At 69.7% G+C, this 8345-nt stretch carries 7 protein-coding genes; 1 reads left to right on the forward strand and 6 read right to left on the reverse strand.

Annotated elements, in window-relative coordinates; all coding sequences use genetic code 11:
• The 3 genes from VFG33_RS32190 to VFG33_RS32200 all read right to left on the reverse strand — a co-directional run.
• Positions 1 to 358: signal peptidase II (locus VFG33_RS32190; RefSeq protein WP_325056760.1), on the reverse strand; the 358-nt coding region annotated here is incomplete at its 3' end.
• Entirely contained in the window at positions 355 to 2325 is a 1971-nt protein-coding gene (locus VFG33_RS32195) for a heavy metal translocating P-type ATPase (RefSeq protein WP_325056761.1), read from the reverse strand. The genes VFG33_RS32195 and VFG33_RS32190, both read right to left, overlap by 4 nt.
• Entirely contained in the window at positions 2322 to 2720 is a 399-nt protein-coding gene (locus VFG33_RS32200) for a metalloregulator ArsR/SmtB family transcription factor (protein WP_325056762.1), read from the reverse strand. The genes VFG33_RS32195 and VFG33_RS32200 overlap by 4 nt, the downstream gene beginning before the upstream one ends.
• Positions 2721 to 2855: 135 nt before the next feature.
• Between VFG33_RS32200 and VFG33_RS32205 the strand changes: the two genes are divergently transcribed.
• Positions 2856 to 4409, forward strand: coding sequence for an MFS transporter (locus tag VFG33_RS32205; RefSeq protein WP_325056763.1), 1554 nt, complete (start codon positions 2856 to 2858; stop codon positions 4407 to 4409).
• Between the two features lie 42 nt (positions 4410 to 4451).
• Here the strand turns inward: VFG33_RS32205 and VFG33_RS32210 are convergent, their stop codons facing one another.
• From VFG33_RS32210 to VFG33_RS32220, 3 genes are read right to left on the reverse strand one after another with little or no spacing between them, the layout of a single operon-like run.
• Complete coding sequence (locus tag VFG33_RS32210; protein WP_325056764.1) at positions 4452 to 6749, reverse strand: site-specific integrase; 2298 nt, start codon at positions 6747 to 6749, stop codon at positions 4452 to 4454.
• The gene (locus VFG33_RS32215; protein ID WP_325056765.1) at positions 6746 to 7066 is read right to left on the reverse strand and encodes a helix-turn-helix domain-containing protein; all 321 of its coding nucleotides are present in this window, start codon (positions 7064 to 7066) and stop codon (positions 6746 to 6748) included. The genes VFG33_RS32210 and VFG33_RS32215 overlap by 4 nt, the downstream gene beginning before the upstream one ends.
• On the reverse strand, positions 7063 to 8187 hold the full coding sequence (locus tag VFG33_RS32220; protein WP_325056766.1) for a tyrosine-type recombinase/integrase: 1125 nt from the start codon (positions 8185 to 8187) through the stop codon (positions 7063 to 7065). The genes VFG33_RS32215 and VFG33_RS32220 overlap by 4 nt, the downstream gene beginning before the upstream one ends.
• Positions 8188 to 8345 lie beyond the last annotated feature (158 nt).

Here is an 8345-nt window from a genome sequence, read left to right on the forward strand (position 1 = left end):
GCGTCGGCCGGTTGAAGGTGGGCCACCAGCCGGTGTGCAGGTAGTCGGTGACGACGCCGTCGGGGGCGCGGTCGAGGAGGTTGGCCAGTGCGCCGGCCACCCCGGCCCAGCGGCCGACCCGCGGCGTGGCCCGCCAGGCATAGACCAACAGGCCGATCGTCACCACGGCGGTGAAGCCGATCACAACCGCGGACGGCAGGGCGTTGCCGAGGCTGAAGGCGACGCCGTTGTTGTGCGCCAGCGCCTTGGCGGTCAGGTCGACCGCCGCCAGGGCTGCGGCCAGGACGAACACGCTCCGGCGGCGCCGCGCCGCCGGCGAGGCTGCGCCTGACCGGTCGGGACGGCTCGTGCCGCTCATCGGGTCAGCTCCGCGGCGGCGGTGGTCGCGGGTTGATCGACCGGCCGGTGGGCCGCCACGGCGGGCAAAGGCCTGGTGCGGCCGGCGCGGACACCGTTGCCGATGACGACGATCTCGGCGAGCTCGTGCACCAGCACCACCGCCGCCAGCCCCAGCACCCCGAACGCCGCCAACGGAATCAGCACCGCGATCAGGCCGAGTGACAGGCCGACGTTTTGCAGCATGATCGCCCGGGACCGGCGCGCGTGGGCCATGGTCTGCGGCAGGTGTCGCAGGTCTTCGCCCATCAGTGCGACGTCGGCCGTTTCGATCGCGACATCGGTGCCCATGGCCCCCATTGCGATACCGACGTCGGCGGTGGCCAGGGCGGGGGCGTCGTTGACGCCGTCGCCGACCATCGCGGTCGGCGAGGTTTCCCGCATCTGGGCGATGATCGTCGACTTGTCTTCGGGGCGCAGGTCGGCGTGCACGTCACCGATGCCGGCCTGGGTGGCCAGCGCGGCCGCGGTGCGGTGGTTGTCGCCGGTGAGCATCGCGACCTGGTAGCCGTCGGCGCGGAGCCGGGCCACCACTTCGACCGCTTCGGGGCGCAGGTCGTCGCGGACCGCGATCGCGCCGATCAGCTGGTCGTCGTGCTCGACCAGGACGGCGGTCGCTCCGGCCTCCTGCATCTCAGTGACCCGGTCGGCGAGTACTCCGGCGGTGATCCAGCCCGGCCGGCCGAGCCGCGCCGCGCGCCCGTCGACGATGCCGGTCAACCCGGCGCCGGTGACGGCCTCGACGCCGGTCGCCGGGCTGTGCTCGGGGGCCGCTGCGAGGATGGCCCGGGCGAGGGGGTGCTCGCTTTGCGCTTCCAGTGCGGCCGCGACATCGAGGACCTGGTCGCGGGTGTGGCCGCCGGTGGTGGCGACGTCGACCACGGCGGGCTGGTTGCGGGTCAGGGTGCCGGTCTTGTCCAGCGCGACCGCGCGGATCCTGCCGAGGGCCTCCAGCGCGGCGCCGCCCTTGACCAGGGCGCCGATGCGGCTGGCCGCGCCGATCGCTGCGACGACGGTGACCGGCACGGAGATGGCCAGCGCGCAGGGTGATGCGGCGACCAGGACGACCAGGGCGCGTTCGATCCAGGTGCGCGGGTCGTCGAGCAGGCTCCCGGCCACCGCGATGGCGGTGGCGAGGATCATGATGCCGGGCACCAGGGGTTTCGCGATCCGGTCGGCGAGGCGTTGCGCGTCGCCCTTGCGGGACTGTTCGGCTTCGACGATCTTGACGATCCGGGCCAGTGAGTTGTCCTCCGCGGTGGTGGTCACCTCGACCTCGAGGACGCCGGTGCCGTTGATCGACCCGGCGTAGGCGGTGTCGCCGACGCCGCTTTCGACCGGCAGCGATTCACCGGTCAGTGCGGACACGTCGAGCGCGGACCGGCCGGCGCGGATCACGCCGTCGGTCGCGATCCGCTCCCCGGGGCGGACCAGCAGCAGGTCATCAACGGCCAGTTGGGCCGGTTCCACGGTGACCTGTTGGCCGTCGCGCAGCACGGTCGCCTCGGTTGGTACGAGTGACAGCAGCGCGCGCAGGCCGCGGCGGGTGCGGGCGACGGCGTACTCTTCCAGCCCTTCACTGATCGAGTACAAGAACGCGAGCATCGCCGCTTCGGCAACCTCGCCGAGGATCACCGCGCCGACCGCGGCGATCGTCATCAGCGTTCCGACACCGATCTTGCCCTTGGCCAACCGGCGCAGTGTTCCCGGCACGAACGTCCACGCACCGATCAGCAGCGCAACCGCGTTCAGACCGGTCACCACTGATGCGGGTGCGTCTTGCAGGTCGGCGATGAACCCGGCCAGCAGGGACACCCCGGCAGCGGCGGCGAAGCGCAGCTCGCTGACCTCCCAGAACCGTTCGGGCTCTTTTTCCTCCAGCTCTTCGTCGCGGGGCTCGTCGTCGCTGCAGCCGCAGGCGTCAGTCACTTCGCGCTGCCCTTCTTCTGCGACGGCGCCGACTCGGTGCCGGCGTCAGTGCGACAGCCGTAGTTGGGGCACAGCTCGACCGCGTCCCCGGTGAGCGCGAGCAGTTGCTCGGCCGCGGCGAGCAGATCCATCAGCTCCGGGTGGGCGAGCGAGTAGAACATCTGCCGCCCCTCGGGTCGGCCGACCACCAGGCCGCAGTCCCGCAGGCACGCCAGATGCCCCGACACGGTGCCCTGCGCCAGCCCCAGCGCACCGGTCAGGTCGACCACCCGCCGCTCGCCGTTTACCAGCTGGGCCACGATCGAAAGCCGGGTCCGGTCCGCCAACCCGTGGAACAGGGCCGCGCCCCGCAGAAGGCTGGCCGCCGCCGGAGTGTTCGCCGTTGTCATCGCCATGGGCCGATGATAGCGTCAGGATCATTGATCGTCGAATGCCGCTGACAACGGTGAATGTAGTTGCTAAGGAAGGTATCTGGTGGCGAGCACACCAACGCCTCGGACTCACCGACTAACCCCACTTGGAGATTCGCCATGACGCAGCCACAGCAGGACCAGGACCCGCGGCGCTGGTGGGCGCTGGCCGCCCTTGGCCTGGGCGTCCTCACGCTCGGGTTCGACATCACCATCATGAACGTCGCGCTGCCCACCATCGCGACCGAGCTGTCCGTCGGGACCGACGGGCTGCAATGGATGGTCAACGCCTACGTGCTCGTGCTGGCCGGGCTGATGCTGACCTGCGGCGCGCTCGGTGACCGGTACGGCCGCAAACGGCTCATCCTGGCCGGCCTCGTCCTGTTCGGGGTCGCGTCGGCGGCCGCCGCCTGGGCCGACACCGCCGGGCTGGTGATCGCTGCCCGCGCCGTGATGGGCATCGGCGCCGCGATCATCATGCCGGTCGCCTTCGCGGTACTGGCCGTCTTGTTCGGCCCGGCCGAACGGGGCAAGGCTGTGTCGCTGCTGGTGATGGGCCTCGGGGTCGGGATCCCACTCGGCCCGATCATCGGCGGCTACCTGCTGGAACACTTCTGGTGGGGCTCCATCTTCTTGATCAACGTGCCGATCGCGCTGATCGGCATCGCCGCGATCGCGGTCTTGCTGCCCGAGTCACGCGATCCCGCGCCACGGCGCCCCGACCTCCTCGGTGCCTTGCTGTCCACCACCGGGTTGGTCGCCCTCGTCTATGGGGTCATCGAGGCCCCCGGTCGTGGCTGGTCCGACCCCGTCGTCCTGGCCGGTGTAGTTCTGGGCGCGCTGCTGCTCGGCGTGTTCGCCTGGTGGGAGCTGCGCACGCCGCAGCCGATGATCGACCTGCATCTCTTCACCCGGCCCCAGTTCCTGTGGGGCAGCATCGCCGGTGTCCTGGTCACCTTCGGCCTGCTCGGGCTGCTGTTCGTCGTACCGCAGTACCTGCAACTCGTCGCCGGCCACGACGCCCTCGGCACCGGGGTCCGGCTCCTGCCGCTGATCGGTGGCCTCGTGGTCGGCGCCCCGGCCGGGGAACGGCTCGCCGCCCGCACCCGCTACCGGATCCCCGTCGCCCTTGGCCTGCTGGTCCTCGCCGCCGGGCTCAGCGCCGGCGCCTTCACCCAGACCAGCTCGCCGTATGGATTCGTCGCGAGCTGGCTCGCCGTCGCCGGCCTCGGCATCGGGCTGGCGCTGGCACCCGCCATGGACGCCGTCCTCGGGGCGCTGCCGCCGGAGCAGTCCGGCGCCGGCACCGCCATCACCATGACGCTGCGACAGACCGGCGGCGCCCTCGGCGTCGCGCTCTTGGGCAGTCTCCTGGCCCAGGGCTATACCGACCGGCTTCCCACCACCGGACTGAACCCCGAGCAGATCCCGGCTGCGACCGACTCCATCGCCGGCGCGCTCGCCCTCGCCGCCCGGCTCGGCGATCCGACCCTGGCCGCCAGCGCCCGCGACGCCTACGTGCACGGCATGACGCTGGTCCTTGTCGCCGCGGGCGCGATCGCGCTGCTCAGCGCCGCGCTCACCGCCGTGGCCATGCCCGGCCGACCACAACAAGCCACCGGCCCAGAGCCCGAGCGCGAACAGAGTCCAGCACCACCAAGCCGCCAGCCGTAGAGCGCCTCGGCGGCGGCTGGCAGTGCTCCTGTCTGGGCCCGGCTACGGAGGTGTCGAGTGTTCAGGTGCACCAGCCCGGCCTCGTTCGGCGATGTAGCTTGTCCAGTCGGTCTTGGCTTGGCGGACCCAGTGCACAGCGGTGTCGATGCTCATGTCCACAAGGTCGGCCATCACTGCAGCGGGCAGGTCTGCTGCCAGCGCTCTGCGGGCGGTGTTGCGTGCAGCTGACGCTGCGATGCCGTAGTGGCTGAGCTTGCCGGCGAACGAGATGGGGTTGATTGGTCTGCCGGCGATCATGCCGGGGAACAGGAACCGGGTCGGTCCGGTCGCGCAACTGACAGCGGACGGGTCGCGTTGCTGGGCCAGCAGTTGCCGGACCAGCTCGGCCAGTCTGGGTGGCAGCTGGACGGGCTTGTCGCCGAGCCTCAGGTAGAGATCGCCACCGCGTTCGTCGATGTCGTCGATGGTGAGACCGGCGATCGCTGGCAAGGAGACGCCGAACAGCAGTACCAGTGCACCGGCGACCCGGACATCCAGCGGTAGCGCGGTGTCGCGAATGCACCGCTGGAGCTGGTCGGTGTGCTGGTCGTCGTCGAGGAACCGTCCGGGGCCCTTGACGCGTCGCCAAGGGACGCTGATCGAGGCGGCTAGGTGGTGCCGGGCGGCCCAGTTGAGGAACGAGGCGACGGCATACCGGCGCGGTGGCCCGGTGGTGAGCCACCGGTCGATGTCGTCTTGGCCGACGCCATCCAGCGTGGTGCCTTGTTCCTGGACCCAGTCGAGGAACTCCAGCGCAGCAAGGATCTGGGCCCGGGGGGTCTGCGCCGAGTAGGAGGTGGAGCGTCGCCGTCGTGCCCGTCTGCGTGCCCGCGGCAGCAGGTACCAATGCGTGAAAGGCCGGATGAGACGCGCGTGGTCTGGCTGCTCGGTCAAGAGCCGGTCGACCCAGGGCCCGATTCGTTCGAGGTGCTCCTCGCGTTCGGCCAGGATCCCTGTGCGCACCAGAAGTCCGCGCAGGTAATGGGCGGCCTGGACGTGCGGAGTCTGGTCGAGGAACTCGTGGCTGATGAGGTCGGGCTGGGCGGCGAGCTCGATGAGTAGCTGCGCGGCGGGGCATCGACTCAGCCAGGTGAGTGTGGAGCGCGGAGCAGGGACCGCCTCGAGCGCGCGGCGCAACGGTTCCAGGCGCAGGTCCACGTTGCCATCGGGGCCGGCGAGCAGATCGGCGAGCCGTTCCTTCAGGACGCAGCGGTGACACATGCCTTCGACGTAGAGGTCTCCGGGCTGCCCACAGGTACGGCACATGTAGTCGGTGTCCACCCCTGCGCACGGCCCGCAGATCGGGTCGCCCGCCCGGTTCTTGCCGATCAGGACATGGCGCGTCGCGCAGTCCGCGCACGACGCGGGCAGGGAGCGAATGGTCTGGTAACAGCGTCTGCAGACCGGACCGGCCGGCCAGACGGCGCGCGTTTGGCCGAGCTGGCCGCAGAACCCGCACAGCCGCAGGTGGAGCGGCCGGCAGCTGCGGCAGACGAGTTCGCCGGTGCTGCGGCGGCGGCGGCACGGCCGGGTCCGGCCGCACACCGTGCACGCCGCGTCGACGCCGGCATAACAGCCACCGCACAGGTCCGGGCTGCCCGTGGTGGCGCGGTGGTGGATCCGGGCGACCCGGCCGCAGCCGCCGCAGGGGCGTTCGGGCCTGCGGTAGCAGGTTTCGCAGACAGGTCCCTGGCTCGTGATGGCGTGGGCTGGGCTAGTGACACCACAGGTCGAGCACGCGTATGCCGGTCTGGGCATGCAGGCTTGGCACAGTGCTGAGCCGTCGGGAAGCCGGCGAGCAGGCCGGCGGCTGCGGTCACACGACGCGCATGTTTCGTACCGCGCGGGGTCGGCCTGGTAGCAGCGGCTGCAGATTCCACCCTCCGCGCGGCGGGCGCAGATCCGGTCCAGCCTGCCGCACCATGCGCAAGGCTGAGGGCTGACGCGGGCGTGGGCACACTGCTCACAGAGCCGGCGGCCCGCCCCGTCCACCGACGGCAACCTCGGCTTGGGAACGCGGCACCCTGCACACGGCGGCAACACGACGTAGAGCAGTCCCTGGTCATGGAGCGCGTGCGCGAGCCGGACCAGCGCGACGGGAACGTGCGACGACGAGATGAGCAGCGCCTGCGGGTGCTCGACCAGATGCTGGTCCAGCGCTTTCAACGGCCGCAGCGTGACACAGCGCGCGGTGTCCAGCGCGTCGGAGACCTGCCGATCGGTGAGCGCCGGGAAATTGTCCTTGAGCCGGTCGATCACCCGCGCCTTTGCCGCCTGTAGATCGAATGGCCGACCGGTCACGACAGATCGGGCCGGCGGATCGTGGTTCGGCGGACCGCCGGCGCCGGTCCCGATTCGCCGACGGTTTTCCGGACCTCGGCGTTGACGACGTCGATTTCGATCAGGTCGTTCGGGGAACAGTCGAAGACATCACACAATGCCGCGAGGGTGTCCATGGACAGGCGTTGCGGAGGCTGCGTTACCAGCCGGAACACTTGCTCCCGGGACAGGTGGATGCCGCGCTCTGCCAGCAGCGGCACCAGACCGGTGGTCTGGAACAGATCGCGTGCCGCCATCAGTTGGCGCAACTTCCAGTGGATCCCCATCTTCTTGATCACGACCCCGCCTCCCACAGATCCGCATGACGAGACTTCAATGCTCTTTGGATCAGCCGGTTGCGGTAGTCGTCGGACACGCCTGAGTAGATGGCGGTGGTCGAGGCGTACTGGTGACCGGCCTGGTCTTGGACGAACCGCTCCGGGTAGTCGAACTCGATCAGGTGCGTGACGTAGGAATGCCGCAGGCAATGCAGGTCGAGCTCAGCGGGCAGCCCGGCGCTGGCACGCACAGTCTCGAAAGCCTCATCGAGTCGGCGCCGCGAAATCCGGCCGCGCTTCTCCGTCACCCACAACGCCGGATGCTGACCCGGCGAGAACAACGGACGAACCTCGGCCACGTACCGATCCAGCACCTCAACCACCCAATCGAATTCCGGCACCGTCAGCACGGTCCGCCGCTTCGGTGCACCACCCTTCGACGCCTTGCCATAGCGGACGAACAAGGCACCGAACCGCCCGAAATCAGGAGCCCTCGGAGCATGCCGCAGATCAGCCAGATCGAGCATCGTGGCTTCCTGACGGCGCAGCCCGTAGGCATACACGGTCTTGAGGATCGCCGCGTCCCGCATGGCAGCCAGTGCTCCTTTCCGGCGCCGTGACCGGATCTCCTCCACCCGGCCGTCCGCCGCATCGAACAGAGCCTGGACCTCGTCATAGGTCAGGGGCCGCCGACCCGGGCTGCCTTCGTACTCGCTGCTGTGGGTGACGGTGTTCCACTCGTGCAGGATCTGCGTCGGGATCTCGCCGAAATGCTCCAGGCATTTCACCGGCCAGCCGTAGCGGGCATCGGTGACGTAGTCGCAGAACAGCCGCAACCCGTTTTGGTAGTTCCGTCCCGTCGACACCGCAAACTGTGGTCGGCGCCTGCGCAGCCAGTCGATGAAAGCCTCGACATCCTCCGGGCGCCACTGCCACGGATAGTCGTTGGTGAACTCAGCGAACCGCCGCACCAGCGCCAAACGCGGCTTGATCGTTCCCTCCACGTTCAGAAACCGGGTCCGCTGCTGCCGCGCCCAGCCCTCCAGCATCGCCTCGAACACCGCCGTGGCGGGATCAAGATGCACGACCCCATCTGCCAGCACCAGATGCGCCGCTCCTGGTAGATCCACCGCCTGACCCATGATGCATTCAACGCAACATCGTTGAATCGGTTACGGACCGCCAGGTCTGGAGGTCGAATCGCAGTGGACCTGACATCACCGAAGTGGCCGCGACCTGCGGATTCGCCAGTGATGCGCATGTGCCGTAAGCCGGATCAGATGCAATACCGCTCAGAACC

This window comes from Kribbella sp. (genome assembly GCF_035687465.1).
Classification (GTDB): domain Bacteria; phylum Actinomycetota; class Actinomycetes; order Propionibacteriales; family Kribbellaceae; genus Kribbella.

Coding starts and splice junctions, on each gene's coding strand:
- VFG33_RS32200 (WP_325056762.1), bottom strand. CDS start 2,720: ATGGCGATGACAACGGCGAACACTCCGGCGGCGGCCAGCCTTCTGCGG.
- VFG33_RS32205 (WP_325056763.1), top strand. CDS start 2,856: ATGACGCAGCCACAGCAGGACCAGGACCCGCGGCGCTGGTGGGCGCTG.
- VFG33_RS32220 (WP_325056766.1), bottom strand. CDS start 8,187: ATGGGTCAGGCGGTGGATCTACCAGGAGCGGCGCATCTGGTGCTGGCA.